Raw genomic sequence first — 26,922 nt, forward strand, 5'->3', positions numbered from 1 at the left:
GGCCCGCACCACCCGCGAGGTTCACGCGCGTGCGAACGAAAGCGTCTCGCCCTCGACGCCGCGCAGCCAGAGGTCCTGTGCGGCTTCCGCCATTTCGGCCAGTCCTTCTTCGATCGTCGCGAACACGTTGCCGGGTACCCAGCCCGCGTCGCCGTTGATCAGCAGGTTGTTCCGGCCGTAGAAGATCGCGAGGTCCGTCGCACCCTGATCGCTGTGCGCCTCACTGTCCTCGTCGTAGCCGTACGCCGGGTTGCCGATCTCCCAAGCTTCGAAGCCGAAGTACACGACATCACCCGGAATCGGGGTCACCGTGGGGTTTTCACGGCCCGGCTTCGGCTCGGCGAAGGGCGGCACGAGGGTGTAGACCTCGTTCCGCGCGTACTTCGCGTGGTAGGCGGAACCGCTCTGCGGCAACGCGTCCCACACCGCACGGCAGGTCCGCGGGGCTTCGGCGTCGAGCAGCCGCGCCCGGCAGGACACCCCGCGCTTGTCGAGGGTGATCGTGATGTAGCGGGCCATCACTCGACCCCCGCCACGACGTCACCCCAGATGCGCAGCGCGTCGTCGACCTGCTCGGCGTTGACGATCAGCGGCGGCACCATCCGGACGACGTTCATGTACGCGCCACAGGTCAGCAGCAGCAACCCGTTGGCGGACGCGGCTTTCTGCGCCGCCTGGGCCTTCGCGGTATCCGGCTCGCCGTCCGGGGTGGTGAATTCGGAACCGACCAGCAGGCCCAGCCCGCGGACGTCGCCGATCGACGGTGACTTGTCCGCGATCACCCGCACACCTTCGAGCAGCTGCCGTCCGCGTTCGGCGGCGTTCTCGACCAGACCTTCCCGCTGGATCACCTCGAGCGTGGCGATCGCCGCCGCGCAGGCCACGGCGTTCCCGCCGTAGGTCCCGCCCTGAGAACCGGGAAGGGCCTTCGCCATCAACTCCTCCGACGCGGCGATGCCCGAGATCGGGAATCCGCTCGCCAGCCCCTTCGCGATGAGCACGATGTCCGGTCGTACCCCGAAGTGGTCGTGACCCCAGAACTTGCCCGTCCGGCCGAAGCCGGTCTGGATCTCGTCCATCACCAGCAGGATCCCGTGCTTGTCGGCACGTTCCCGCAGGCCGGCCAGGAACTCGGGGTTCGCCGGGACGTATCCGCCCTCGCCGAGCACCGGTTCGATGAAGAACGCGGCCGTCTCGTTCGGCGCGCAGACCGTCGCGAACAGGTAGTCGAGCTCCCGCAGGGCGAACTTCGTCGCGGTCTCCTCGTCCCAGCCGTAGTGGAAGGCGTAGGGGAAGGGTGCGACGTGCACGCCGGACATGAGCGGCGAGATCCCGGCGCTGAACCGGGTCCCCGAGGTCGTCATGGTCGCCGCCGCGACCGTCCGGCCGTGGAACCCGCCTTGGAAGACGATGACGTTGGGACGTTTGGTCGCCTGCCGCGACAACCGGAGCGCCGCCTCGACGGCCTCGCTGCCCGAGTTCGCGTAGAAGAGGGAATTCAGGCCCTGCGGCAGGACACTGCCCAGCTTCTCCGTGAGCTCCAGCATCGGCTTGTGCATGACCGTCGTGTACTGGCCGTGGATGAGCTTGCCGATCTGCTCCTGCGCGGCGCTCACCACGTGCGGGTGGCAGTGGCCGGTGCTGGTCACGCCGATACCGGCGGTGAAATCCAGGTGACGTTTGCCATCGGTGTCGTAGAGGTACACCCCTTCACCGTGGTCGACCACGACCGGCGTTGCCTGCTTGAGCAGCGGTGATAGCTGGGCCATGGGCTGCGCTCCTAGGTCGGCTGAGCTGTTGTCGATTGTTGACAATATCCATAGCATGGCGTTCGGGACAACATGGAGGAGCGTTGGGATGAGCTCGATCAGTGAGGCCGGCGTAGTCGCGGCGGTCGACAAGGAACTGTTCATCGGCGGCAAGTGGGTGCCCGCCGCGAACGGGAAGACCTTCCCCGTTCTCGATCCCTCGACAGGTGAAGCCCTGTGCGAGGTGGCCGACGCGTCACCGGCGGACGGTGTCAGCGCACTCGACGCCGCCGTCGCCGCGCAGGCCGACTGGGCGAACGTCGCCCCGCGGGAACGTGGCGAGATCCTTCGCCGCGCCTACGAGCTGCTCGTGAAGCGCGCCGACGAACTCGCGCTGCTGATGACCCTCGAGATGGGCAAGCCGCTCGCGGAGTCGAAGGGCGAGATCACCTACGCGGCCGAGTTCTTCCGCTGGTTCGCGGAGGAGGCCGTCCGGATCGACGGTGGCTATGCCGTCGCGCCCAACGGGGCCGGCCGGTTCCTGGTGACGAAGCAGCCCGTCGGACCGTCACTGCTGATCACGCCGTGGAACTTCCCCATGGCGATGGGCACCCGCAAGATCGGCCCCGCGGTCGCGGCCGGATGCACGATGGTCATCAAACCCGCTGCTCAAACCCCCCTTTCGATGTTGGCCCTCGCGGCGATCCTCGCCGAAGCGGGGTTGCCGGAGGGTGTGCTGAACGTGCTCACGACGTCGGACTCCGGCGGCGTGATGGAGCCGCTGATCCGGGACGGCCGGGCCAGGAAGCTGTCCTTCACCGGCTCGACCGGCGTCGGGCGGAAACTGCTGGAACAGTGCGCGGACAAGGTGCTTCGCACTTCGATGGAGCTCGGCGGCAACGCCCCCTTCCTGGTCTTCGAAGACGCCGACCTCGACGCGGCGATCGAAGGCGCGATGACCGCGAAGATGCGCAACATCGGCGAGGCCTGCACGGCCGCGAACCGCTTCTACGTCCAGCGAGGCATCGTCGACGAGTTCTCCCGCCGCCTCACCGAACGCATGGAGGCCCTGCCGATGGGACGGGGCACCGAGGAAGGTGTCGTCGTCGGCCCGCTCATCGACGAACCCGCGGTCGAGAAGGTGAGCGGCCTCGTCGCCGACGCCGTCGATCGAGGAGCACGCGTTCTCACCGGTGGGTCTACTGTGGACGGTCCGGGTAACTTCTATCAGGCCACGGTGCTCACCGACGTGCCCAAGGAAGCCAGGCTCGCCTCGGAGGAGATCTTCGGGCCGGTCGCCCCGATCACTCCGTTCGACAGCGAGGACGAGGCCATCGCGGCGGCGAACGACACCGAATTCGGTCTCGTGTCCTATGTGTACACCTCCGATCTCAAGCGGGCGTTGCGGGTTTCGGAACGGCTGGAAGCCGGCATGATCGGCCTCAACCAAGGGCTGGTCTCGAACCCGGCGGCTCCCTTCGGCGGGATCAAGCAGTCCGGGCTCGGCCGCGAAGGCGGCTCTGTCGGCATCGACGAGTTCCTCGAGACCAAGTACATCGCGGTGGCTCTGTGATGTCTCAAGCAGGGATATCTCACGCAGGGACATCTCAAGCAGGAACCTCTTATCGGATCGCCAGCATTCCCGGCGACGGGATCGGTGTCGATGTCACGGTCGAGGCCCGTAAGGTCCTCGACCGTGTGGCGACATCGCACGGTTTCTCCTTGTCGTGGCAGGAATTCGACTGGAGCTGTGAGCGGTACGCCAAGACCGGCTCGATGATGCCGGACGACGGCATCGACCAGCTCTCCCGGTTCGACGGAATCCTTCTCGGTGCCGTCGGTTTTCCCGGTGTCCCGGACCATGTCTCGTTGTGGGGCCTCCTCATTCCGGTGCGGCGTGCGTTCACTCAGTACGTCAACCTCCGGCCGGTCCGGTTGCTGCCGGGGACGACTTCGGCGCTGGCCGGCCGGAGCGCCGAAGAACTGGAGATGGTGATCGTCCGCGAGAACTCCGAGGGCGAATACTCGGAGATCGGCGGCAGGCACAATCGTGGGCAGGGGAACGAGTTCGTCTTACAGGAATCCGTGTTCACGCGGGTCGGGGTCGAGCGGATCATCCGCTACGCCTTCGAATTGGCGAAGACGCGGACGGGCCGGGTCTGCTCGGCGACGAAGTCCAATGGGCTCATTCACTCGATGCCGTTCTGGGACGAGGTCTTTCTCGAAATCGCTTCGGAATATCCGGACGTGCGTGCCGAACAATGTCATGTCGACGCGCTCGCCGCGCGGATGGTGCAGGCGCCGGACCGGCTCGACGTCGTGGTCGCTTCCAATCTCTTCGGCGACATCCTGAGCGACCTGGCGGCGGCCGTGACGGGCGGGCTCGGAATGGCGCCTTCGGGCAACATCAATCCCTCCGGGGAGTTTCCTTCCATGTTCGAGGCTGTGCACGGTAGCGCTCCCGACATCGCCGGACAGGGCATCGCGAATCCGGTGGCGCAGATCCTGGCGGGGGCGATGCTGCTCGACCATCTCGGGGAAACCGCTGCGGCACAAGATGTTCACGCCGCGGTGGAGAAGGTTCTGGAGGAGGGGGCCGTGCAGACCCCTGACCTCGGCGGGAAGTCCACCACCGCCGAACTCGGGTCCGCGGTGGTCGCCGCTCTATCTTGAACCATCCCCATAGAGGCGTGTCAAGTCCCACGCGGCACATTTCTCGCCAGTAATGCCATGAACGGGACTTTCATTGCGAAATTCGCGATGAAAGTCCCGTTCATGGCATCTGCGGGGTCGGCCGAGAGTCCGTGAAGGCCTCCTTCCCTGCGCTCAAAGTAGGGAAGGAGGCCTTCACGACGTCGCCGGTCGAGTCAGAAGTGAAGCTCGAACTCCGAGCCGTCGGTTTTTGTCGGTGCCCCGGTGCACAGTGTCGATCACCGAATTCGACGACTGGAGGAGTGCCGATGTGCTGGCATTGCGACAACCCCGGGAAGACGCGCGACGACTACCTCGCCGAGGAGGTCCGTCCGCTGATCCGGAAGTACGGCTGGATGGTCCAGACCGTCGAGCGTGGGTACGCCCAACCCGGCTTCGCGTACACGGTCGGGCTCACCGACGCCGGGCTGCCGGAACTCGTCGTCACCGGGCTGAGAGAGCGAAGATCCGGGCAGCTGCTGAACTATTTCGCTCAGCGGATCGTCCGGTCGGGCCCGCCGGAAGCCGGTGAGATGCTGGCGGCGGAGGTCGGCTGGCCGGCGTTCGAGGTTGTTTCACTCGGTTCACCGTCGGCGCACCTGCTCACCGCAGTCCTCCTGTACGGCCCCGATTTCCGTGCCCTGCAACTGGTTTACCAGGACGAGCACGGGAACTGGCCGTGGGACAGGGAGTTTCGCGGTGGGACAGGCGGGCAGCCGGTGCTGGGAGCGCGTGGCCGTGGCTGAATCCCTAAGGAACCGCGGGAGCCTCGCCCACCCGCAGGCTGGTCCCCGGCGCCAGCCGCTGGACGGCGTCCTCCATATGGGCTTCCAGCAGCGACAGCGCGGTCTCCTCGTCGCCGGCGCGCAGGGCCTCGATGATCCGGGTGTGTTCGGTGACCCGTTCTTCGACCCGCTGATAGGTCCCCTGCAGCGCGGTGAGGCACATCCGCGTCTCGATCAGCAGGGTGCGCGCCATCCGCACGAGCCGCTTGCTGCCGGAGGCCGCGATCAGTGCTTCGTGGAACCGGAGGTCGGCCCAGGAGAGCGCGGTCGGGTCGTCGTCGCCGGCGGCGACGGCCATGGCGCTCACGGCCTGTTCGAGTTCGGCGGCGACCTTCTCCCGGTCGCCGCGCAGCGCCCGCAGCATCGCGGCGCGTTCGATGGCCGAGCGCGCCGAATAGATGTCGTAGACGTCACCGGGTTCGAGGTCGATCACGAACAGGCCGCGGTGGCGCTCGCTGCGCAGGAGCCCTTCGGAGACGAGATGCTGCATCGCCTCCCTCAACGGCCCTCGCGAGACCTGGAATCGGGAGGCCAGCTCGGTCTCACCGAGCTGGGTGCCGGGAGGAAGAGCGCCGGTCATGATCGCGTCCCGCAACTGGCGCGCGATGATCCCGGCGGTCGATTCCCGGCTGACCGGCTCGATATCCGGCAAGGACATGGTTCAGTTGCCTCTCTGCCCGAACAGCGCGCCCAGGGTGCGGACGAGCGGGGATTTCCCGGTGAGCCGCAGGCCCTCCCAGACGGTGACCTGATTGGCGGTCAGCACCGGCTTGCCGAGACGCGTCTCGAGCGTGTTGATCTCGCCGAGGGTGCGCATGGCGGTGTCGGGGACGAGCAGTGCGTCCGCGTCCGGGTGGTCGCGGCTCACCGCGAGTTCGACCACGGCCTCCGGGCTGAGTCCGCCGACCTCGGCGGCGGTGTCGATGTCCGCGCTGCCCATCGAGATCACTTCGATCCCGCCGGCGCCGAGGAAGTCGACGAACAGCCGGGCGACGTCGTCCGGGTAGCTGGCGGCGACCGCGACCCGCCGGACACCGAGCGCTTGAGCGGCGTGGACGAAGGCGAAGGAGGTGCTCGACGCCGGGACGCCCGCGACGGCGGCCAGCCGGTCGGCCTGGTCCCTGGCGCCTTCCCAGCCGTAGACGAAGCTGCCGCTGGTGCACGCCCACACCACCGCGTCCGGTTCGTGCTTGGCCAGTAGCGCGGCACCGTCGGCCAGACGGCTTTCGCTGCCGAGGTCCAAGAGTTCGGGCACGGCGTGCAGATCGGTCCCGTAGATGTGCTCGACCGGCAGCTTGATCCCGGCCATGTCTCCGCCGAGGAGCTGCTCCGCGAGCGGGTAGTCGTCTTCGGCGGCGTGGTCGGGGTAGATGAACCCGATCGTGGTCGTCTCGGACGGCGGCTCGGGCGGGGTGAGCGGCGTGATGGGCACGGGACCTCCGGAGGCAGATTGTCGACAATCGTAGGGGAAGAGGTCAATCGACCTCGCGGAGCCACTTGCCGGGGCCGACGATCGGCAGGTTCATCCGCCGGAGACAGGCCCACATCGTGAGCTGGTTCGCGGTGAGGACGGGTTTGCCGAGCGCGCTTTCGAGCGGCTCGATCAGATCGTAGGTGGGGAGGTTGGTGCAGCTGACGAAAATGGCGTCCGCGTCGGCGTGGTCGGCGGCGAGGATGCGTTCGGCGATGGTCCGGTAGCTGACCTTCCAGATGCCGCCGCCCAGGCCGAGGTGATCGCTCGAGACGGTGCGCACACCGAGTTCGGCCAGGAAGTCGTGCAGCTTCCCGGTCAGGTCACCGTCATAGGGCGTCAGCACCGAGACCCGGTGGAGGTCGAGCTGGTGCAGGACCTCGGCCAGTGCTCCGGAGGTGGTGACGGCGTCCGGGGCGCCCGCGTCACAGATCGCCTTGGTCAAGGACCGTTCGTAGTCCACACCGTTGACGAAACTGCCGGAGGTGCACAGATACGCGACGACTTCGGGCTCGACGTGGAGTACGTCCCTCGTGGCGGCGGCGAGGTGACGGCTGTCGCTGACGAGCTGGGCCATCTCCATGCTGACGGGCACGGGTTCGTACGGCGTCCGTGCCAGATGGAGGGAGACCTCCATGGGCACCCAGCGCCACAGCTCGCGTTCCAGGGCCAGGTCGAAGGGAGCGATCACGCCGATGCCGCGTTGCGCCAAGGGCCCTTCGAACTCCAGTAAGTCGAAATCCAAGTCTCAGCCTCCGGAAACTTCTGCAGTCACAGTCCGGTGCTCCGGGGGTCGTTCCTCGGATTGTTGACAATCATACGAGCCACTTTTACGGTGTCAACGTGATCGCCTCGGAGACCCCAGTGCTGGCGGTGCTCTGCGGAGACGCACGCCCACCGGACATGCGCGCTATCGAAGCCGGAGCGGTGGTTCGTTACACCGACGAGGCCGGGTTGGCCGATGCGTTATCCGGAGCGGACGCGCTCTTCGTCTACGACTTCCTTTCGACGGCCGTTCCCAGCGCTTGGCATGCGGCGGACAAGCTGCGCTGGCTGCACATCGCCAGCGCCGGCGTCGATCCCGTGCTCTTCCCCGGGCTGCAGGAGAGCGACGTCGTGCTCACCAACTCGCGCGGTGTGTTCGACGGCGCGATCGCCGAGTACGTCCTCGGTGTCGTCCTCAGTTTCGCCAAGGACTTCATCCGTTCGTGGGATCTGCAGCGGCGGAAGGAATGGCGGCACCGGGAAAGCGAACGGATCGACGGCCGCCGGGTCCTCGTGGTCGGTACCGGGCCGATCGGCCGGTCGATCGCGCGGCTGCTGCGGGCGGCCGGGATGTCGGTGGCCGGCGTCGGACGCCGTGCCCGTGAGGACGATCCCGACTTCGGTGACGTGTACGCGTCCTCGGAGCTGACGCGCCACCTTCCCGAGGCGGACTACGTCGTCGCGGTCGCGCCGCTGACCGAGCAGACGAAGGGCATGTTCGACGCCGAGACCTTCGCCGCGATGAAGCCCGGCGCGCGGTTCGTCAACGTGGGCCGCGGCGAACTGGTGGTCACCGCCGACCTGGTCGGCGCATTACGGGACGGACCGCTCGGCGGTGCGGCGCTCGACGTCTTCGACACCGAGCCGCTACCCTCCGAAAGTCCTTTGTGGACAATGGAGAAGGTGCTGATCTCGCCGCATATGTCGGGCGACTTCGTCGGCTGGCGTAATACTCTGGTAGAGGTGTTCGCGGACAACTTCCGTCGCTGGCGCGCGGGGGAGCCACTGCGCAACGTCGTGGACAAGCGGCTCGGATACGTGCCGTCGGAGACGCTTCGCCAAGGTTAGGGGCCGGATGAACGACACCAAGTTGACCGCGAGCGAGCTGGTCGCCGCGTACGCCACCGGAGAACTGTCGCCGGTCGAGACCACGCAGAACGCGTTGCGCGTCATCGAAGAACGCGACGGCGATACCAACGCCTTCTGCCTGGTCGATCCCGAGCGCGCGCTCGAGCAGGCGAAAGCGTCCGAAGTCCGCTGGCGCGACGGTAATCCGATCGGCTGGCTCGACGGTGTCCCGGCCTCGATCAAGGACATGTTCCTGACGCAGGGCTGGCCGACGCTGCGTGGTTCGCGGTGCATCGACCCCGATCAGCCATGGGACGTCGACAGCCCGGTCACCGCGCGCCTGCGTGAGAACGGCTTGGTACTGCTGGGAAAGACCACGACACCGGAACTCGCGTGGAAGGGGGTCACCGACAACACGCTGACCGGGGTCACCCGCAATCCGGTCGACCCGTCGAAGACGGCGGGCGGATCCAGCGGCGGGAGCGCCGCGGCCGTCGCGGCAGGCATGGGTGAGCTCTCCGTCGGCACCGACGGCGGTGGCTCGATCCGGATTCCGGCCTCGTTCTGCGGAATCGTCGGCCTCAAACCGACACACGGCCGGATCCCGCTGTTCCCGGCGAGCCCGTTCGGCCCCCTGTCGCACGCCGGTCCGATGGCGCGTTCGGTGGACGACACCGCGCTGCTCCTCGACGTCCTCGCGATGCCCGACTACCGCGACCCGGCCGCGCTCGCTCCGCCCGTCTCGACCTTCCGCGAAGCCGTCCGCCGGGACGTGCGCGGGCTGATCGCCGCCTATTCGCCGACGCTCGGTTTCGTCGACGTCGACCCGGAGGTCGCGGAGATCGTCAAGTCGGCGGTCCAGTCGCTGGGTGACGCGGGCCTGCACATCGAAGAGGCCGATCCCGGCTTCAGTGACCCTAAAGACGCCTTCGACATCCTGTGGTCGACGGGTGCGGCCAAGTGGCTGGACACCTTCCCCGCCGGTTCGGAGACCAAGGTCGACCCGGGGCTGCGGAAGGTCTGGGAGTTCGGCAAGACCTTCTCGGCGAGCGACTACCTCGGCGCCAACGCCGAGCGGGCCGCGCTGGGCATCCTGATGGGCGAGTTCCACACGCGTTACGACGTGCTGATCACGCCGACCCTCCCGATTCCCGCTTTCGAAGCCGGACACGAGGTGCCGCCGGGCAGCGGACTGAGCGGCTGGCCGGACTGGACGCCGTTCACCTACCCGTTCAACATGACCCAGCAGCCCGCCATCAGCGTTCCGGCGGGCCGCACCTCCAGTGGTCTCCCGGTCGGCCTGCAGATCGTCGGCCCCCGGCACTCCGACGACCTGGTGCTCGCGGTCGCGAAACTCCTCGAGGAGGTCCGTCCCTGGCCGTGACCTGCGGAAAGGGAGCAAGGGACCTTTGCTATCGCTCGTGAGGCCGCGCGGTCAGGGCCGGGCCGCGTGGGTCTTGCGGACCAGGCCCCGCACCTGCCCGCTGCACAGGGCGAGGCAGGTGGCGGCCACGACCAGCCCGGCGCATGCGAGCAACGTCGTGCCGATCCCGAAGTGCTGCGCCGCCGGTCCCGCCGCCATCTGCCCCAGCGGCAGGGCGATGAAGGAACCGAGCATGTCGTAGGAGTAGACGCGCGCGAGTTTGTCCTCGGGCACGTTCTCCTGCAGGGAGACGTCCCACGCCACCACGAACTGCTCGATCGCCAGGCCGGAGACGAACATGGCCGCCAGCAGCAGCGGCAGCAAGGGCGCCTGGCCGAGCAGGATCAGCGGCGGAGCCTCGAAGAGGATCACCGCGACTCCGACGAACAACGCGCGCCGCGGTTGCCAGCGGGCGACGAGGACGCCGCCGACCAGCGAGCCGATCGTCTGTGCCGCGAGAGCGAATCCCCAGCCGGAGCGGCCGAAGGTGTCGTCGGCGACGAGGGGGCCCAGTACCGCGATCCCGCCGGCGATGACGGCGTTCACCACCATGAACTGGACGACCACGACCCACACCCAGGTCCGTGACCGGAACTCGCGCCAGCCTTCGGCGAGCTCCGCCAGTGGACGGCTGCCGGGGATCCGTTCCCGGCGGTTGAGCCGGATCCGCCGGTAGGACAGGGCCGAGCCCAGGAACAGCAGCGCGTTCCCGCCGAGCGCCCAGCCGGGGCCGACCGCGGTGACCAGGAGGCCACCGAGTCCGGCGCCGGCGATCCGGCCGGAGTTCGAGAGCAACCTGCCCAGTGCGTTGGCCGGCGCCAGCAGTTCGACGGGCACCGTCAACGGCGTGAGCGACGCCGAGGCGGGTGCGGAGATCGCGGCCACCGCGCCGTTGACCACGCTCAGCGCGACCAGCAACGGGATGGAGGCGAATCCACAAAGGACACTCGCCGCGATGGTCGCTTGGGTCAGTGTCGCGGCGAGTTCGGTGCCCTGCAGGATCACCGATCGCGGCAGTCTGTCCGCCAGTACCCCGCCGAACAGCAGCAACAGCACGCTCGCCACCGATCGCGCGCCGACGACGATGCCGATGTCGACGGCCGAACCGGTCAGGTCGATCACGGCGAACGCCAGCGCGAGCGGCGCGACGGCGTTGCCGAACTCGCCGAACGTACGGCCGCCGACCAGCCAGCGGAAGTTGTGGTGGCGCAGGGGTTCGCGCAGTGATGTCACGATGCCGTCATTTCGAACATCGCGACCGTCGCGCTGACCGGGATCGTGCCGCGAGTCCGGGGTGGCCGCGCGGCCGCGTGCAGGAGCCTGCTCAGTTCGCGCGCGTGCCCGAGCGCCTTTTCCCAGGTCTCGCGGTCGACCCACATCTCCGCGTCGGTCATCGAACCGCGTTCCCCGGTGACCCGGAATTCGCTGCGACGCTTGAGTTCTTCGGCCATGGCCCCGATGAGGAGCTGTTCTTCCCGCGGATTCGTCGAGGCGAACCGCGTGCCGGAATCCGGATCGTGCCGGTAGCGTTTCGCCAGCCCGCCCCGGATCCGGACCTCCTCGGCGACGTCCAGCAGTCCGGCCTCGTGCAGCCGCCGCAAGTGATAGCTGACATTCGCCTGTGTCTCGCCGAGTTCGCGGGCGGCTTCGGCCGCACTCATCGCGACACCGGTCAAAAGCGACAGAATGCGCAGCCGTACGGGATGCGCGAGGACGCGAAGCCCTTCGAGGCTCGGGGAATCCGGCATGGGTAAGAGTATCGACTGCCGGGACGCCAACCGGCAAACAGTTATTTGGGGGTTTCGTTGGCCGGGAGGTCCGGTGCGGCGCACCGACGTCTGTGCTGTGCTGGAGGTATGCGTACGACGACATTGGGCAGGAGCGGTCTCGAGGTGTCGAGGATCGCCTTCGGCACCTGGCAGCTGGGCGGGGACTGGGGTTCCTTCGACGAGGACGCGGCGATAGCCGCCATCCACCACGCCCGCGACCTCGGGGTCGACTTCTTCGACACCGCCCAGGCCTACGGTTTCGGGAAATCCGAGGCGCTGCTCGGGAAGGCGTTGCGCGAGGAACTCAAACGCGACCGCGACAACATCGTCATCGCCACGAAGGGCGGCATCAAGCCGCGTTCCGAACGCTCACGCGACTCCCGGCGCGAGTGGCTGACGCAAGGAATCGAGGACAGCCTCCGCTTCCTCGACGTCGACCACATCGACCTCTACCAGATCCACTGGCCCGATCCCGACGCGCCCGCCGAGGAGACCGCGGGGATTCTCCAGGAGTTCGTCGACGCGGGAAAGATCCGGCACATCGGTGTCTCGAACTACGACGCCGCGCAACTCGCCGCCTTCGACAAGACCCGCCCGGTCGAAACCCTGCAGCCGCCGTACCACCTGTTCCGCCGGGACATCGAGACCGACCCGCTGCCGTACGCGCGGGAGAACGACATCGGCGTGCTCGTCTACAGCCCGCTGGGGAGTGGCCTGCTCACCGGGGCCTTCACCCCGGAGACGACATTCGAGAAGACCGACTGGCGCTCGCGATCCTCGGCGTTCACCGGAGAGAACTTCCGGCGCAATCTCGCCGTCGTCGACAGGCTCAAGGAATTCGCCGCGGACAAGGGGATCTCGGTCGGTCAGCTCGCGATCGCGTGGACACTCGCCCAGCCGGGCGTGCACGTCGCGATCGTGGGCGCGCGCAAGGCGGCCAACATCGAAGCCAGCCTCGCCGCGGCCGATGTCGACCTGACCGCGGACGAGCTCGCGGAGATCGACCGGCTCACCGCCGACGCCGTCCCCGTGTCGGGCGCGAGCCCGGAAGGCATCGCTTAGAGCTTGAACTCGCTACCGTCCAAGGGAAGTGAGGCGCCGCCGGCCAGCACGGCGGCGTGCTCCGGTGAGGACGGGTCGACGACCGGGTTCGTGTTGTTCAGATGTGTATAGGCCCAACGCGGACCAGGCCGGAGTTTCGCGAGACTGCCGGTGATCGGCAGATGCCCCATCGCCAGTTGCGCGCCGTCCCCGACCTTGGCGCCGGTGGCCCCCGACATCTCGTCCGGCGCGTAGAAGGTCCCGTCCAGCAGTACCAGACCCGCGTCGCGCGTGAACTCGTCGAACCCGTCCGGCCAGTTCTTCAGGCAGGGCGCGTACACGAAGACGCCGCCGGTCCGGACGTCCTCGATCCGGTACGCCACCACCCAGGGACCGTCCTCCGTGGACGACCGTGCGTACTTCGGTCGTTTGTCGCTCACCGGAAGCACGCTCACCCGGAGTCCGTCGATGGCGATCTCCGACGTCGGCAACCAGTCCCAACCCCCGTAGCCGTCGATGATCGACCGTGCGGGGAATTGCCCGGACAGCGCGTGAAGCACCGCTTCCGGCGCCCACACCGGAAGTCCGCCGGCTTCCCGCAACATGAGCAGACCCAGCGAATGATCGAGCTCCGCGTCGGTGAGCAGCACGCCGCGCAGCGGGATCTCTCGCGGCCCCGGCCCGGCACGGAGCGGCGGCGTGGCGAGGATCTGGGCGCGGATGTCGGGGGACGCGTTGAGCAGGTACCAGCCCTTGCCGTCCGCGCTCACGGCGACGCAGTCCTGCGTCCGGGGCGGAGCGTCCGAAGTGCACAGTGCGCAGGCGCAGTTCCATTGCGGGAACCCGCCACCCGCCGCGGTACCGAGCAGGATCACCCTCATCGGGGCGCCCGCATGACCAGTTCGTCCGTGCGAGGCGGAGTGGCGAGAATGAGATCGACGACGTCGCGATGCGGGGAACGCGAGCACACCGGGTCCGTCGCGGCGGCGTCACCGGTGAGCTGGAACGCCTGGCACCGGCAGCCGCCGAAGTCGATCGAGCGCCGCTCACAGGTCCCACAGGTGTCCGGCATCCAGTCCTCGCCGCGGTAGGCGTTGAAGGAACTGGATTCGTACCAGATCCGGGCCAGCGGCATGTTTCGCACGTTGTCGAATTCCAGCGTCTCGATCGCGGTCGATGCCGGACACGGCAGCACGTCCCCGTTGGGGGCCACGGTCAGTTGCCGTGCGCCCCAGCCATACATGCACGGCTTCGGGTACTGCTCGTAGTAGTCGGCGACGACGTAGATGATCTCCATCCTGCCGCGCAACCGTTCGGTGGCCGCGCGCACGATCGGCTCGGCCTCGTCGAGCTGGCGTCTGCTCGGCATCAGGGCGTCGCGATTGCGCAGGGCCCAGCCGTAGTACTGCGTGTTGGCCAGTTCGAGCCGGTCCGCACCCATTTCTTCGGCCAGCGCGATGATCCCGGCCAGCTGGTCGTGGTTCTGCCGGTGCAGGACGACGTTCACCGAAAGCGGCAGACCCGCCTTCTTGATCAGTCCGGCGACGACCAGTTTCCGGTCGTGGGCCCGTGCGCCCGCGAGCCGGTCCGCGCGTTCGGCTGTCGCGCCTTGGACGGACAGCTGGATATGGGCGATGCCACGCTCGACGAGATCGTCCAATCTGGACTCCGTGAGCCCGAGACCGGACGTCACCAGGTTGACGTAGCAACCCAGTTTCGTGGCGTGCTCGACCAGGATGGGCAGATCCGGCCGGGCGAGTGGTTCGCCGCCGGACATGTGCACCTGGAGTACGCCGAGTTCCCGGGCCTGCGAGAGCACGGACAGCCAATCCTCTGTGGACAGTTCGTCTTCGCGGGCGAGCAGTTCGACCGGATTCGAGCAGTACGGGCAATGCAGCGGACAGCGATGGGTCAGTTCGGCCAGCATCCCCAGCGGCGGCGCGGCGGTGGAGGTGTTCAGGTCCATTCGACGATCCGCCGATCTCCCAGCCGGGACAGGACGTCCAGGATCTCTTCCTCGCGGACACCGGAATAACGCTCGCGCAGCGCGGCCGCGATCGCGGCGACGTCCGCCTCGCCGTCGCAAAGCCCGAGTACGGCGGCCGCCGTCGGATTCGGGACGAGCACACCTTCCGGGAAGAGCAGGACGTGTGTCTCCCTGGTCTGGTCATAGCTCAGCCGGACTCCGCGCCGCAGCCGCGGCACGGACCCGGTGGTGATGGTGGTCATCGCCGCTCCTCGGCCGCGGCGCGCTCGATGGCGTCGAGCATGGACCAGAGCACGTCGGTCTTGAACGACAGCGCGGCGATCGCCTTGTCCTGTTGCTCGCGGGTGACGGCGTGCCGCACCACGATGTCGAGCGTTCCTTTGCCTTCGCCCGAGACCTTGTCGATGCGATCGGTGAAGTAGGCGAGGTCTTCCTTGGCGATCCATGAGTAGTTCGCCAGCATGTCGGCGACCCGCCGTTGCATGAGATGGCCGGCGAACATTTCGGTCAGCCCCGAAGCGACCGCTTCGAGCCAAGGTTTCGTACGCGCGAAGTTCAGGTAGGCGTCGACGGCGAACCGGACGCCGGGGGCGACGTGCCGCTGATCTAGAACCTCTTCGCGGTCGAGCCCGACCGCGGTGCACAAGCGGAGCCAACGCTCGATTCCGCCGTCTCCGGCTTTCACTCCGTCGTGATAGACGATGCGGTCCAGCCACTCGCGGCGGATTTCCGGCAGCGGGCAGTTGCTGATGATCGCCGCGTCCTTCTGCGGGAGGACGCACTGGTAGTACCACCGGTTCGCGGCCCAGATCTTCAGCTCGTACTCGGAGAGTTCGCCGCCGTGCATCCGCTGATGGAAGGGATGCGTGCCCCAATAACGGTGCGAAAGCCCGCGCAAGGCCGCGATGAAGTCCGACGACGACATGAGGGACACCGTGCTGCCTCCAACGGCTCGCTGATCGGGACGGCGGCGCGGTGGTGGGGGACGGCCCCCACCACCGGATGCGAAATCAGTCCTCCATGCGGGCCGCGTAAGCGGTGACCTCCATGGGGGTTTCGTACTCGACGAAGTCGGGGGTGGTCCATACCTCGATGGTTTCGGTCATTTCCGCTCCTAACGTCCACATGGGATCGAACAGGGCCGAGCCCCGTCACCCTAGAAGCGGGCCGCCGATTCTGACCAGACGTAAGAGCCAAGTTCCGGGCGGGTTTTGTAAAGTTTCCTACCTATGGCCGATCGAGCCCTCCGATCGGTCACGCTCGGCGCACACAACGGTTAACGGAAAGCGCTTGCCTTAGCCCGTCCAGTGGTGCCCGTTTCGTCCCGTGGTGTGTTTGTATCCAACCCTACGGGTGTCCCCCGACCGCCCGTCATCCGCCGCCATCCGGGCTCCAGGGGTGTAGCTGAAGGAGGCGTCCCCATGTCCCTACGTCGTACTCTCGCCGCCACGTTCGCCGCCGCGACGGCCGTGTCGATCGCGGCTGTTCCGGCGGCGGCCGCCGAAGCGCCGTCCGTCCAGGCGATCAGACAGCTCGCGAGCGGGCTCAACCAGGCCTGGTCGATCGACTTCCTCCCCGACGGCACCGGCCTTTTCACACAGAAGGACGCCAAGACGATCAGCAAGATCGACAAGGCGGGCAAGGTCACCACGGTGCAGACCATTCCCGGGGTGAGCGTCACGGCGGAGGCCGGCCTGCTCGGCATCGCCGTCTCGCCTCAGTACGCCACCGACCAGACGGTCTTCATCTACTACACGACCAGTTCCGACAACCGCATCGCCAAGCTCAAGCTGGGGCAGCCGCCGACGCCGATCGTCACCGGCATCCCGCGCGGTTCGCAGTACCACCACGGCGGGCGGATCAGGTTCGGCCCGGACGGCTATCTCTACGCGGGCACCGGCGACGGCCAGAACGGCGCCAACGCGCAGGACAAGAACTCCCTCGGCGGCAAGGTCCTGCGGATCACCACCGACGGCGCGCCCGCGCCGGGCAACCCGTTCAACAGCCGCGTCTACTCCTACGGCCACCGCAACGTCCAGGGGCTGACCTGGGTGAACGGGCAGCTGTACAACTCCGACATCGGTGCGAACAAGCTCGACGAGCTGAACAAGATCGAGCCGGGCAAGAACTACGGCTGGCCGACCTGCGAAGGCCCGTGCAACACGGCGGGGATGACGAACCCGGTCAAGGCCTGGCCGACGTCCTCGGCGACACCGAGCGGGCTCGCGGCCTACAAGGGCTCGCTGTACATGGCCTCGCTCAAGGGCGGCACCTACAAGCTCGACCTCAGCGGCAACGGCGGCAAGCTCTGGACCAACCTCGGCCGTACGCGTGACGAGGTCGCGGGGCCCGACGGCCAGCTGTACACGATCACGCCGAGCGCCATCTACGTCTCCGACGGCAGCTAGCCCCGGCGGGAGTTGAGCTTGACGCATTTCGTCCTCTGAATGCGGTAGTTCAGCGTCGAACCACCGCATTCAGAGGACTAAACGCGCACCGAGTGTTCTAGTTCGGCGAGCGCGGTGTCGAGGTGGGTCAGGATGCGCTGCAGATGCGGGACACTCCGGCGGCAGCCGGTGATGCCGAAGTCGAGGTTGTCCCCGTTGCTGGTCAGCGTGATGTTCAGCGCCTGCCCGTCGAGCAGCACCGAAGCCGGGTAGATGCCGTCGAGCGACGCGCCGTTCCAGTACATCTGCTTGCGCGGCCCCGGCACGTTGGAGATCACCAGGTTGAACGGCGGTTTCGTGTTGTTCACGAAACCCGGGATCGGGGACACGCCGAGCTGGGCGACGTTGATCCCCGACAGCAGCAGCGTCTGCAGCGGCGTCAGTTCCGAGAAGAGCTTCTTCCCGTTGCGCATCGACGCGTTGATCGCCGCGAGCCGCGCGGCCGGGTCGGTCAGATGGGTGGCGAGGTTGCACAGCAGCGCGCCGATGTTGTTGCCCGCCGCGTCGCCGGTGTCCTTACGCCGCAAGGACACCGGGACCATCGCGGTCAGCGGCGCGTCGGGAAGCGCGTTCTGTTCGATCAGGTAGTCGCGCAGCGCGCCCGAGCACATCGCCAGCACGACGTCGTTGCGCGACACCCCGGCCGCGGTGGCGATCTTGCGCACCCTGTCGAGCGACCACGACTGCGCCGCGAACCGCCGGGCACCGCCGATCGGCACGTTGAACATCGTCTTCGGCGCCTGCGACGGCAGCGTCAGGGTGTGCTCCTGGAACGCCTCTCGCGCCACCTTCACCGCGGCGGGCGCGATGCCGGCGAGCTGGTTGAACGTCTTGCCGACGGTCCGGAACATCGAGGGGGACGCCTTGCCGTCGCGGCTGCCCTCGGGTTTGGGCCGGGACCCCCACGGCGGCGGGCAGTCGAGGTCGAACGGGTCGTCCGACAGCGTGCCCTGCAGATGCCGCAGTGCCGAAACACCGTCCATCAGCGCGTGGTGGATCTTGCTGTAGATCGCGAACCGGCCGTCCTGCAGACCCTCCACCAGGTGGATCTCCCAGAGCGGACGGTGCCGGTCGAGCAGGGTGCTGTGCCAGCGCCCGGTCAGTTCCAGCAGTTCGCGGATCCGGCCGGGCTGGGGCAGTGCCGAATGGCGGAAGTGGTAATCGAGCTCGAGATCGGTGTCGGTCGACCAGGCGAGGTGACCCGCGGTGTTGACCGGCCGGGCGGGACGGCGCCGGAACACCGAGCGCATGTTGTCGGAATCGAGCAGTTTCCGCCGGATGTCACGGAGATAGTCGTCGCCGGCGTCCTCGGGTTTCTTGAACAGTTGCAGTCCGCCGACGTGCATGGGATGTTCGCGCGTCTCCACGAGAAGGAACATCGAGTCGGTCACGGGCATGAACGGCATCGTCGGACCACCTTCCGCGCGGCGGCGTGCGAGCACGCCGGGTGCCAGAGTCTACGCACACCGAAACCACCATCTCACGCTTTAGGGTGGCTCACATGACGATCCCGACCGATCCGGAGACGGGCGAGTTCCGTCGATCCGCCAACCATTTCGACGCGCGCATCACCGCCGACGGCCGCGACGGCTGGCCGGTCGAGGCGGGAAGATACCGCTTGGTGGTGAGCCGGGCCTGTCCCTGGGCGAGCCGCGGGCTGGTCGTCCGGCGGCTCCTCGGCCTCGAGTCCGCGCTGAGTGTGGCCGTCGCCGACCCGATCCAGGACGACAAGAGCTGGCGGTTCACCCTCGATCCCGATGACCGGGATCCGGTACTGGGCATCAAGTACCTGGCCGAGGCCTACCACGCCGCCGACCCGCACTACCTCGGCGGGATCAGCGTTCCGGCCATTGTGGACATTCCAAGCGGGCGGCTGGTGACCAACGACTATCCGCGGATCACCTTGGATCTTTCCACCGAATGGACCAGTCTGCACCGCTCCGGCGCGCCGGAGCTGTATCCCGAGCGGCTGCGCGACGAGATCGACGCCGTCAACGCGGGCGTTTACACCGACGTCAACGCCGCCGTCTACCAGGCCGGTTTCGCGACCAAGCAGTCCGCGTACGAGGACGCGTACCATCGCCTCTTCACCATGCTGGACGTGCTTTCCGAACGACTCGAAAGGCAGCGTTACCTCGTCGGCGACACGATCACCGAAGCGGATATCCGCCTGTTCACCACGCTCGTCCGGTTCGATCCGGTCTATCACGGGCATTTCAAGTGCAACCGGAACAAACTGGCCGAAATGCCGGTGCTGTGGGCGTACGCCCGCGACCTCTTCCAAACGCCGGGCTTCGGTGACACCGTCGACTTCGACCACATCAAGCGGCACTACTACGCGGTGCACGAGCAGGTGAACCCGACGCGGATCGTCCCACTGGGACCGGACCTGTCCGGCTGGGCGGCCCCGCATCACCGGGAGCAGCTGGGCGGGCGCCCGTTCGGCGACGGCACACCGCCGGGACCGCCGCCCGAGGACGAACGGATCGGGGACACGGATGGAGCCATTTCCTGAACGCGCCGACGTCGTCGTGATCGGCGGCGGCATCATCGGGGTCGCCTGCGCGTACCGGCTCGCCGCCGCCGGGGTCTCGGTGCTGCTGCTCGAACGCGACAGCCTGGGCGCGGGCTCGACGGCGAAGGCGGCGGGCGGGATCCGGTCGTCGTTCACGACCAGGGTCAACATCGAGATCGGGCTACGCGGCTTGGCCGAGTACGCCTCCTTCGCCGAGACGTACGGGACCGAGATCGACTTCCGTCGCGACGGGTACCTGTATCTGGTCACCGATCCCGCGGACCTGCCCGAATTCGAGCGCTGTGTCGACCTGCAGAACTCCTACGGCGTCCGCAGCAGGCTCGTCGAACCGGCCGAAGCGCGGCGGTTCTCCCCGCTGATCGACACCGAAGGCGTGGTCGCGGCGCTGTGGTCGCCGGAGGACGCGAAGGCCACGCCCGACTCCGCGGTCCAGGGCTACGCGCGGGCGGCCCGCGGGCACGGCGCGGTGCTGAAGACCGGCGTCGAGGTGATCGGGATCGAACGCGACGGCGACGAGATCACCGGCGTCCGGACCAGCGACGGCATCGTGTCGACGAACGCCGTGGTCTGCGCGGCGGGCGCCTGGTCGGGGCGGGTCGGCGAGTTCGCGGGCGTCGATCTCCCGGTCCGGCCGTTCCGGCGGCAGGTCGTGTTCACCGGACCGATCGCGGACCTGCCCGTGTCCGTACCGTTGACCATCGAGATGCCGTCGGCGTTCTACTTCCACCGCGAGGGCCTCGGTCTGGCGATGTCCTTCTGCGACGGTGACGGCGACCCCGGTTTCGACACCCGGTACCAGCCGGGCGACTGGCTGCCGAAGCTCGCCGAGATCGCCGCGCGGCGGGTGCCCGCCGTGCTCGGCGCGGGGATCCGCAGCGGTTGGGCGGGGCTGTACGAAGTCACCCCCGACCGCAACCAGATCGTGGGCGAAAGCGTCCAGGTGTCGAGGTTCTTCTACGCGACCGGGTTTTCGGGGCATGGGTTCCAGATGGGCCCGGCCGTGGGGGAGATCGTGCGGGACCTCTACCTGGGGAGGGCCCCGAGTATCGACATCACCGCGCTCGACGTCCGGCGCTTCGCCGACGTCCGGGCCGTGACGAGGGAGCACAACATTGTCTGAGGGAATGGTCGAGGTCACCACCGAGGCGGAACTGCGTGAGATCCTGCCGCCGCCGCTGGAGCGCACCGCGAACAAGGCGCGGCCGAAACTGCACGACATGGACCGGCGGTGGCTCGCGGAGTCGCCGTTCGTGCTGATCGCGACGTCGGCGGCGGACGGCACCTGCGACGTCTCGCCGAAGGGCGACCCCGCCGGGTTCACGCTGGTACTGGACGACACGCGGATCGCGATCCCGGAGCGCCCCGGCAATCGTCGCGCCGACGGCTTCCACAACGTGCTGTCGAATCCGCACGTCGGGCTGATCTACCTCATTCCCGGGCGCGGGGACACGCTGCGGATCAACGGACGGGCGCGGCTGGTCCGGGAGGCGCCGTTCTTCGACGACATGATCGTGAAGGGCAACCGGCCGAAGCTCGCGCTGGTCGTCGACATCGACGAGGTCTTCCACCACTGTCAGAAGGCCTTCATGCGGTCGAAGCTTTGGGAGCCCGAGACGTGGACGCCCGACGCGATGCCGTCCCGCGCGGTCATCTCCAAGACCTTCGAGCGTCCGGAAGACAGCATCGCTGAGCTGGAGGCCTACTACGCTCCCGCCGCCTACTCGGCCGGTTTGTACTGACACCGCGAGCGATGGTTGCTGGATCGTTGAACGATCTGGCACTATCGGCGGGGTGCCTTCACCCACCGGAGCCCAGCATCTCGCCGACGCGCTGACCGCTCTGGGGACCGAAGTCGTCTTCGGTCTCCCCGGGGTGCACAACCTGCCGTTATGGGAGGCGCTGGCCGATACGGACATCCGGCTCGTCGGGGTCCGGCACGAGCAGACGGCCGGGTACGCGGCCGACGGTTACGCCCGCGCGACCGGGAAACTCGGCGTCGCGCTGGTGACCACGGGGCCCGGCGCGGCGAACACGCTCGCCGCCGTCGGCGAGGCGATGGCCTCCGCGGCGCCGATCCTGGTCATCGCGACGGACATCCCGTCCACGCTGCGGCGTCCCGGCGTGGTCCGCGGCGTCCTGCACGAGACGTCGGATCAGCAGGCGATGTTCGCGCCGGTCACGAAGGCGGGGTTCACCGTCCAGAGTGCCGACCAGGTCGCCGCCACCCTGCACCGCGCGGCCCGGCTCGCGCTCCAGCCGCAGAGCGGCCCGGTCTACGTCGGTATCCCGACCGATTTCCTGTCGCAGCGGACACCGGCCCGCCGTCCGCCCCGGTCGCACGCGCGACCGCCCGAGATCCCGGATCTCAGCGAGGCCGAGGCGTTGCTGGCCACCGCGGAGCGGCCGCTGATCTGGGCGGGCGGCGGCGCGTTGCGGGCCGAGGCCGGTGAGGTGATCGGCAAACTCGCCGAACGGCTGGCCGCGCCGGTGCTCACGACGTTCGGGGCTCGCGGGCTCCTGTCGGTCGATCACCCCTGTCTCGCTCCGAACCCGGTGCACGCGCCGGAGGTCGGCGCCCTGTGGGACGAGGCCGACGTCGTCCTCGCCATCGGCACCGACTTCGACGGGCTGATGACGCAGAACTGGTTGATGCCGAAGCCGAAGAAGCTCATCGCGATCAACGTCGACCCCGACGACGCGGCCAAGAACTACCAGCCGGACATCACACTGGTCGGCGACGCCCGCGCGCTCACCGAGGCCCTGAAAGTCGAGGAACGGCCAGGTATCGCGGCCCTCGTCGGCAGGCTCGCCAAGGTCTCCGCGCGGGTCCGGCGGCGGATCAAGGAAGAGGAACCGCAGGCGGCGGATCTGCTGTCCACTTTGGACGAGGTGTTGCCGCAGGACGCCGTCGTGGTCGCGGACATGTGCGTGGCCGGATACTGGATCGGCGGCTTCCACCGCGTCCGCGCCCCGCGCAAGCTCGCCTATCCGATGGGCTGGGGCACACTCGGCTACGGGTTCCCGGCCGCGCTCGGGGCCGGGGCGGCCGGCGCCGGCCGCGCCATCTGTGTCAGCGGGGACGGCGGTTTCCTGTTCGCCTGCGGTGACCTCGCCACGCTGGCGCAGGAACAGCTGCCGGTCACCGTGATCATCGTCGACGACGGCGGCTACGGGATGCTCCGCTACGACCAGGACAGGGCCGGGCTGCCTCGACGCGGCGTCGACTGGGACAGCCCCGATTTCGTCGGTCTCGCCCGCTCGTTCGGGGTCCACGCGGACCGCGTCTCCGGCTTCGGGCGCGCTTTCCGGCGGCTGCTCGGCGAGTTCGTCGAGTCCGACGAGCCGAACGTGCTGGTCGTCCGGGCGAAGATGACACCGCCGCTCAACACGTCTCCTCGGTGGTATCGCAAGGAATCTTCGTGACCGGGCTCCGGGTCGGCGTGGACATCGGCGGGACGTTCACCGATCTCTGCGTGCTCGACGAAACCGGTGTCGTCGCCGTCGGCAAGGTGCTGACGACGCACGACGAGCCCGCCCGCGCGGTCGAAGAGGGTCTGAAAAGGACACTCGCCGACGCCGGGCTGGCCGCGGCCGACGTCGAGCAGTTCGTGCACGGCACCACGCTCGTCACGAACGCGCTGATCGAACGCAAGGGATCCCGCACCGCCCTGCTGGCGACCGCCGGCTTCCGTGACGTGCTGGAGATGCGGCGCGAACATCGGTACGAGCTGTACGACCTGCTCATCGAACTTCCCGCCCCGCTGGTCCCGCGGCACCTGCGGTTCGACGTCCCCGAGCGGATCCTCGCCGACGGGATCGTCCACACCGGACTGGACGAAGAGCATGTCGCGCGCCTCGGCCGCGAGCTCGACGCCCGCGGGATCGACGCGGTGGCGATCTGTTTCCTGCACGCCTTCACCAATCCGGCGCACGAACGACGGGCGGCCGAGGTACTCCAAGACGTCGCACCGCGACTGCGGATCGCGCTGTCGAGCGAGGTCGTCCCCGAGATCCGCGAGTTCGAACGCACCTCCACCACCGTCGCGAACGTCTACGTTCAGGACCTCACCGAACGCTATCTGCGTGACCTGGAACGGCGGTTGCACGAGGCGGGGGTGCGGCCGTCGCCGCACATCATGCTGTCCAACGGCGGGATCGCGACCGTCGACACCGCCGCGCGCTACCCGATCCGCATCCTGGAATCCGGTCCCGCGGGTGGGGCGCTCGCCGCGGCCGCCATCGGTGCCGCTGCCGGTGTCGAGGATCTACTGGCCTTCGACATGGGTGGCACCACGGCCAAGTTGTGCATGATCTCCGGCGGCGCGCCGCTGGTGACGCACGAGTTCGAAGTGGACCGGAAGTACCGGTTGCTGCCGGGCTCCGGGCTGCCGGTCAAGGTCCCGGTCACCGACATGATCGAGATCGGCGTCGGCGGCGGCTCGATCGCCCGGATCGACGCGCTCGGCCTGCTCACCGTCGGCCCGGATTCGGCAGGTTCCGAACCGGGCCCGGTCTGCTACGGACGAGGCGGCACCGAGCCGACCGTGACCGACGCCGATCTCGTGCTCGGCTATCTGGATCCCGCGTATTTCCTCGGCGGCGGAATGGCTTTGGACGCCGTGGCCGCGCGCGAAGCCATCCGGTCGAAGATCGCCGGACCGCTCGGAGTCAGTGTCGAAGAGGCCGCCTGGGGTATTCACACCAGCGTCAACGAGGACATGGCGAACGCGGCGCGCGTGCACGCCGTCGAACGCGGCAAGGATCCGGCGAAGCTGCCGATGTTCACCTTCGGTGGTGCCGGGCCGGTGCACGGCGTCGGTGTGGCGCGAGCGCTCGGCGCGCCCGAAGTCGTCGCGCCACCCGCGGCCGGAGTGCTGAGCGCGGCGGGTTTCCTCACCGCGCCACTGGCCTTCGATTTCGTCCGTTCGGCGCGCGCGGCGGTCCTCGATCTCTCTTGGGAGCAAGTGGAGGCACTGTTCGCCGAGATGGAGGCCGAGGGCGCGAAACTGCTGGAGAAGTCCGGTGTGGACGGTGTGAAGGTGACACATCGACGGGTCGCCGAAATGCGGTATTCCGGTCAGGGCTACGAGATCCGCGTACCGGTCGAGAGCGGGAACTGGCCGGAGTCGCTGATCGACGCGTTCACCGAGACCTACCGGAAGCTATATCGACGGACTGGCCCGGACGTCGCGATCGAGGTGCTCAACTGGCGGGTCGTCTCCACCGGCCCGGCACCCGAAGTCACCTTGAAACTCGCGGGCACGGTGGCCGGGGGAGACGCGCGCAAGGGGAGCCGTCCGGCGTATTTCCCGGCCTCGGGTGGTTATGTCGACACGGCGGTGTTCGACCGGTATCGGCTCAAGCCCGGTGACAGCGTCGAGGGTCCGGCCATCGTCGAGGAACGTGAGTCCACTGTGGTCGTTACGCCCGGTGCTCGGTGCGTGGTCGGTGAGGACGCCAGTCTGGTGGTGACGGTATGAGCGTCGACCCGATTCTGGTGGGAGTGCTGGGAAACCGGCTGCATTCGATCCTGGCCGAACAGCAGAACGCGCTCGTCAACACGGCGTTCTCTTCCGTGGTGCGGGAATCGTTCGACCTCGCCTGCGCGGTGTTCGACTCGCGTGGCGAGATGATCGGCCAGTCCGTCGGCGGGACCCCCGGCCACATCAACGCGATGGCGACCGGAATGCACCACTTCGTCGCCGCCTATCCGCCGGAGACGCTGGAGCCGGGCGACGTCCTGCTCACCAACGATCCCTGGCAGACCGCGGGGCAGATCAACGACATCACCGTGGCCACGCCGGTGTTCCTGCGTGGACGGCTGGTCGCCTGGTTCGCTTCCTGTTGTCACGCACCGGATATCGGCGGACGGCTGGTCTCGGCCGAGGCCAGCGAGGTCTTCGAAGAGGGCCTGCGCCTGCCGATCATGAAGTTCTTCCGCGCGGGCGAGGTCAACGCGGATCTGGAATCGGTGATCAGGGCGAACGTCCGCACCCCGGAGGAGACCATCGGGGACCTGTACGCGCAGGTCACCGGTAACGAGGTCGGCGCCGCGAGTTTGGTGCGGCTACTGGAGGAATTCGGCCTCGATTCGCTCGACGACGTCGCCGCGGAGATCATGAACCGCTCCGAGCGCGCACTGCGGGACGCTCTGGCGAAACTGCCGGACGGCACGTACACCAGCGAACTGGTGACCGACGGCTTCGACGACGAAGAAGTCGTCCTCAAGGTCACCGTGACCATCGACGGCGAAGACATCCACCTCGACTTCGGCGGATCGTCACCGCAAAGCCGTCGCGGGATCAACGTCGTCCTCAACTACACGCGGGCGTACGCCTCGTTCGCCGTCAAGGCGGCGATTTCCCCGGAAGTGCCGCACAACGCGGGTTCGTTCCGGCCGGTGCACGTCACCGCGCCAGAGGGATCGGTGCTCAACTGCACCCCGCCCGCTCCGGTGGCGTCCCGGCATCTGATCGGGCATTTTCTGCCGTCCCTGCTGCTCTCCGCGCTGCACGAAGCGTTGCCCGGCAACGCCTTGGCGCACAGCGCGGACGCGTTGTGGATGACCATCTGGCGCGGCGTCGGCGCGGCGGGTGAGGAGTTCATGCTCAACGTCTTCCAGACCGGGGGAATCGGCGCACGGGCCACCAAGGACGGACTGAACACCACCGGTTTCCCCAGCGGTCTGCGGTCGACGCCTACGGAGGTCATCGAGACGATGGCGCCGCTGGTGCAGCGCGAGCGCGTGCTGCGCACGGACTCCGGCGGTGCGGGAAGGTGGCGCGGCGGCCTCGGCCAGTGCACCACCATGGCAGCCCGCGGCGAGATCACATGGAGTGTCAACGGGAACGTCGATCGGGTGCTTCGACCGGCGTCCGGAGTGGACTCGGGGCATGATGGGGCCGCGGGCCGGTTCGGGCTCTCCGGTGGAGCCGACCTGCCGTCGAAGAGCCGGGTGAGCCTGCGGCCGGACGACGTCGTGGACGTGATCCTGCCCGGAGGTGGTGGGTACGGCGACCCGTTCGAACGGGAGCCGGAGGCCGTACTCGCCGACGTCGTCGACGGCTACGTCTCCGTGGAAGCCGCGCGCGAACTGTACGGCGTCGAAGTCACCTATCACGGAGAACCCGGAGCACTGGTCCGGCTTCCGGAGGACTACACAGCGGTTTCGTCGAGAGGGAGAAAATGAGC

26 protein-coding genes are annotated in these 26,922 nt (G+C 68.0%); 13 read left to right on the forward strand and 13 right to left on the reverse strand.

What is annotated here, in order from left to right; genetic code table 11:
* Window positions 1–21: 21 nt before the first annotated feature.
* Together ACZ7KI_RS07240 and ACZ7KI_RS07245 are read right to left on the reverse strand one after the other, a co-directional pair.
* The gene (locus tag ACZ7KI_RS07240; RefSeq protein WP_038508763.1) at window positions 22–519 is read right to left on the reverse strand and encodes a DUF3830 family protein; all 498 of its coding nucleotides are present in this window, start codon (window positions 517–519) and stop codon (window positions 22–24) included.
* Window positions 519–1,769, reverse strand: a complete 1,251-nt coding sequence (locus tag ACZ7KI_RS07245; RefSeq protein ID WP_470272310.1) for an aspartate aminotransferase family protein — start codon at window positions 1,767–1,769, stop codon at window positions 519–521. Before ACZ7KI_RS07245 ends, ACZ7KI_RS07240 begins: the two co-directional genes overlap by 1 nt.
* A gap of 88 nt (window positions 1,770–1,857) precedes the next feature.
* Between ACZ7KI_RS07245 and ACZ7KI_RS07250 the strand changes: the two genes are divergently transcribed.
* From ACZ7KI_RS07250 to ACZ7KI_RS07260, 3 genes are all read left to right on the forward strand, one after another.
* Complete coding sequence (locus ACZ7KI_RS07250; RefSeq protein ID WP_470272311.1) at window positions 1,858–3,321, forward strand: NAD-dependent succinate-semialdehyde dehydrogenase; 1,464 nt, start codon at window positions 1,858–1,860, stop codon at window positions 3,319–3,321.
* Complete coding sequence (locus tag ACZ7KI_RS07255) at window positions 3,321–4,421, forward strand: tartrate dehydrogenase (protein ID WP_470272312.1); 1,101 nt, start codon at window positions 3,321–3,323, stop codon at window positions 4,419–4,421. Before ACZ7KI_RS07250 ends, ACZ7KI_RS07255 begins: the two co-directional genes overlap by 1 nt.
* Window positions 4,422–4,708: 287 nt before the next feature.
* Complete coding sequence (locus tag ACZ7KI_RS07260; protein WP_470272313.1) at window positions 4,709–5,185, forward strand: DUF4262 domain-containing protein; 477 nt, start codon at window positions 4,709–4,711, stop codon at window positions 5,183–5,185.
* A gap of 4 nt (window positions 5,186–5,189) precedes the next feature.
* On the opposite strand, the gene ACZ7KI_RS07265 is transcribed toward ACZ7KI_RS07260, so the two are convergent.
* Genes ACZ7KI_RS07265 through ACZ7KI_RS07275 form a run of 3 tightly spaced genes read right to left on the reverse strand, consistent with a single transcriptional unit; the run spans window position 5,190 to window position 7,440 of the window.
* Window positions 5,190–5,882, reverse strand: a complete 693-nt coding sequence (locus tag ACZ7KI_RS07265; protein WP_470223567.1) for a GntR family transcriptional regulator — start codon at window positions 5,880–5,882, stop codon at window positions 5,190–5,192.
* 3 nt (window positions 5,883–5,885) lie between these two features.
* Window positions 5,886–6,656, reverse strand: coding sequence for a maleate cis-trans isomerase family protein (locus ACZ7KI_RS07270; RefSeq protein WP_470272314.1), 771 nt, complete (start codon window positions 6,654–6,656; stop codon window positions 5,886–5,888).
* 43 nt (window positions 6,657–6,699) lie between these two features.
* Complete coding sequence (locus ACZ7KI_RS07275) at window positions 6,700–7,440, reverse strand: maleate cis-trans isomerase family protein (RefSeq protein ID WP_470272315.1); 741 nt, start codon at window positions 7,438–7,440, stop codon at window positions 6,700–6,702.
* A gap of 98 nt (window positions 7,441–7,538) precedes the next feature.
* Here ACZ7KI_RS07275 and ACZ7KI_RS07280 point away from each other — a divergent pair, with 98 nt between their 5' ends.
* Window positions 7,539–8,528: a D-2-hydroxyacid dehydrogenase gene (locus tag ACZ7KI_RS07280; protein WP_470272316.1), complete on the forward strand. Its 990-nt coding sequence runs from the start codon at window positions 7,539–7,541 to the stop codon at window positions 8,526–8,528.
* 7 nt (window positions 8,529–8,535) lie between these two features.
* Window positions 8,536–9,912: an amidase gene (locus tag ACZ7KI_RS07285; protein ID WP_465503890.1), complete on the forward strand. Its 1,377-nt coding sequence runs from the start codon at window positions 8,536–8,538 to the stop codon at window positions 9,910–9,912.
* A gap of 51 nt (window positions 9,913–9,963) precedes the next feature.
* Here ACZ7KI_RS07285 and ACZ7KI_RS07290 read toward each other — a convergent pair whose 3' ends face one another.
* Both ACZ7KI_RS07290 and ACZ7KI_RS07295 read right to left on the reverse strand, forming a co-directional pair.
* Window positions 9,964–11,184 (reverse strand): MFS transporter, encoded by a 1,221-nt coding sequence (locus ACZ7KI_RS07290; RefSeq protein WP_470272317.1) that lies wholly within the window; start codon window positions 11,182–11,184, stop codon window positions 9,964–9,966.
* Entirely contained in the window at window positions 11,181–11,699 is a 519-nt protein-coding gene (locus ACZ7KI_RS07295; RefSeq protein ID WP_470272318.1) for an ArsR/SmtB family transcription factor, read from the reverse strand. The genes ACZ7KI_RS07290 and ACZ7KI_RS07295 overlap by 4 nt, the downstream gene beginning before the upstream one ends.
* A gap of 108 nt (window positions 11,700–11,807) precedes the next feature.
* On the opposite strand from ACZ7KI_RS07295, the gene ACZ7KI_RS07300 reads away from it, so the two are divergent.
* Window positions 11,808–12,782, forward strand: a complete 975-nt coding sequence (locus ACZ7KI_RS07300; protein WP_470272319.1) for an aldo/keto reductase — start codon at window positions 11,808–11,810, stop codon at window positions 12,780–12,782.
* On the opposite strand, the gene pqqB is transcribed toward ACZ7KI_RS07300, so the two are convergent.
* The 5 genes from pqqB to pqqA all read right to left on the reverse strand — a co-directional run bounded on the left by pqqB (window position 12,779) and on the right by pqqA (window position 15,854).
* Window positions 12,779–13,642, reverse strand: a complete 864-nt coding sequence (gene pqqB, locus ACZ7KI_RS07305) for a pyrroloquinoline quinone biosynthesis protein PqqB (protein ID WP_470272320.1) — start codon at window positions 13,640–13,642, stop codon at window positions 12,779–12,781. The genes ACZ7KI_RS07300 and pqqB overlap by 4 nt on opposite strands.
* Window positions 13,639–14,727, reverse strand: a complete 1,089-nt coding sequence (gene pqqE, locus ACZ7KI_RS07310) for a pyrroloquinoline quinone biosynthesis protein PqqE (protein WP_470272321.1) — start codon at window positions 14,725–14,727, stop codon at window positions 13,639–13,641. The genes pqqB and pqqE overlap by 4 nt, the downstream gene beginning before the upstream one ends.
* Entirely contained in the window at window positions 14,718–14,990 is a 273-nt protein-coding gene (gene pqqD / locus ACZ7KI_RS07315; protein ID WP_061982360.1) for a pyrroloquinoline quinone biosynthesis peptide chaperone PqqD, read from the reverse strand. The genes pqqE and pqqD overlap by 10 nt, the downstream gene beginning before the upstream one ends.
* Complete coding sequence (gene pqqC / locus ACZ7KI_RS07320; protein ID WP_470272322.1) at window positions 14,987–15,673, reverse strand: pyrroloquinoline-quinone synthase PqqC; 687 nt, start codon at window positions 15,671–15,673, stop codon at window positions 14,987–14,989. The genes pqqD and pqqC overlap by 4 nt, the downstream gene beginning before the upstream one ends.
* A gap of 85 nt (window positions 15,674–15,758) precedes the next feature.
* Complete coding sequence (pqqA, locus tag ACZ7KI_RS07325) at window positions 15,759–15,854, reverse strand: pyrroloquinoline quinone precursor peptide PqqA (RefSeq protein WP_043848360.1); 96 nt, start codon at window positions 15,852–15,854, stop codon at window positions 15,759–15,761.
* Window positions 15,855–16,169: 315 nt separating this feature from the next.
* On the opposite strand from pqqA, the gene ACZ7KI_RS07330 reads away from it, so the two are divergent.
* Window positions 16,170–17,156, forward strand: coding sequence for a PQQ-dependent sugar dehydrogenase (locus ACZ7KI_RS07330; protein WP_470272323.1), 987 nt, complete (start codon window positions 16,170–16,172; stop codon window positions 17,154–17,156).
* 77 nt (window positions 17,157–17,233) lie between these two features.
* On the opposite strand, the gene ACZ7KI_RS07335 is transcribed toward ACZ7KI_RS07330, so the two are convergent.
* Window positions 17,234–18,601 (reverse strand): WS/DGAT/MGAT family O-acyltransferase, encoded by a 1,368-nt coding sequence (locus ACZ7KI_RS07335; protein WP_470272324.1) that lies wholly within the window; start codon window positions 18,599–18,601, stop codon window positions 17,234–17,236.
* 95 nt (window positions 18,602–18,696) lie between these two features.
* Here ACZ7KI_RS07335 and ACZ7KI_RS07340 point away from each other — a divergent pair, with 95 nt between their 5' ends.
* Genes ACZ7KI_RS07340 through ACZ7KI_RS07365 form a run of 6 tightly spaced genes read left to right on the forward strand, consistent with a single transcriptional unit; the run spans window position 18,697 to window position 26,920 of the window.
* A complete protein-coding gene (locus ACZ7KI_RS07340) occupies window positions 18,697–19,710 on the forward strand; it encodes a glutathione S-transferase family protein (protein ID WP_470272325.1) in 1,014 nt (337 codons plus the stop codon).
* On the forward strand, window positions 19,694–20,851 hold the full coding sequence (locus ACZ7KI_RS07345; RefSeq protein WP_470272326.1) for an NAD(P)/FAD-dependent oxidoreductase: 1,158 nt from the start codon (window positions 19,694–19,696) through the stop codon (window positions 20,849–20,851). Before ACZ7KI_RS07340 ends, ACZ7KI_RS07345 begins: the two co-directional genes overlap by 17 nt.
* On the forward strand, window positions 20,844–21,470 hold the full coding sequence (locus ACZ7KI_RS07350; RefSeq protein WP_470272327.1) for an MSMEG_1061 family FMN-dependent PPOX-type flavoprotein: 627 nt from the start codon (window positions 20,844–20,846) through the stop codon (window positions 21,468–21,470). Before ACZ7KI_RS07345 ends, ACZ7KI_RS07350 begins: the two co-directional genes overlap by 8 nt.
* Window positions 21,471–21,522: 52 nt before the next feature.
* The gene (locus ACZ7KI_RS07355) at window positions 21,523–23,154 is read left to right on the forward strand and encodes a thiamine pyrophosphate-binding protein (protein WP_470272328.1); all 1,632 of its coding nucleotides are present in this window, start codon (window positions 21,523–21,525) and stop codon (window positions 23,152–23,154) included.
* Window positions 23,151–25,211 (forward strand): hydantoinase/oxoprolinase family protein, encoded by a 2,061-nt coding sequence (locus tag ACZ7KI_RS07360; RefSeq protein ID WP_470272329.1) that lies wholly within the window; start codon window positions 23,151–23,153, stop codon window positions 25,209–25,211. The genes ACZ7KI_RS07355 and ACZ7KI_RS07360 overlap by 4 nt, the downstream gene beginning before the upstream one ends.
* Entirely contained in the window at window positions 25,208–26,920 is a 1,713-nt protein-coding gene (locus ACZ7KI_RS07365; RefSeq protein WP_470272330.1) for a hydantoinase B/oxoprolinase family protein, read from the forward strand. The genes ACZ7KI_RS07360 and ACZ7KI_RS07365 overlap by 4 nt, the downstream gene beginning before the upstream one ends.
* Window positions 26,921–26,922: the final 2 nt, after the last annotated feature.

The organism is Amycolatopsis sp. NPDC039088, assembly GCF_055598845.1.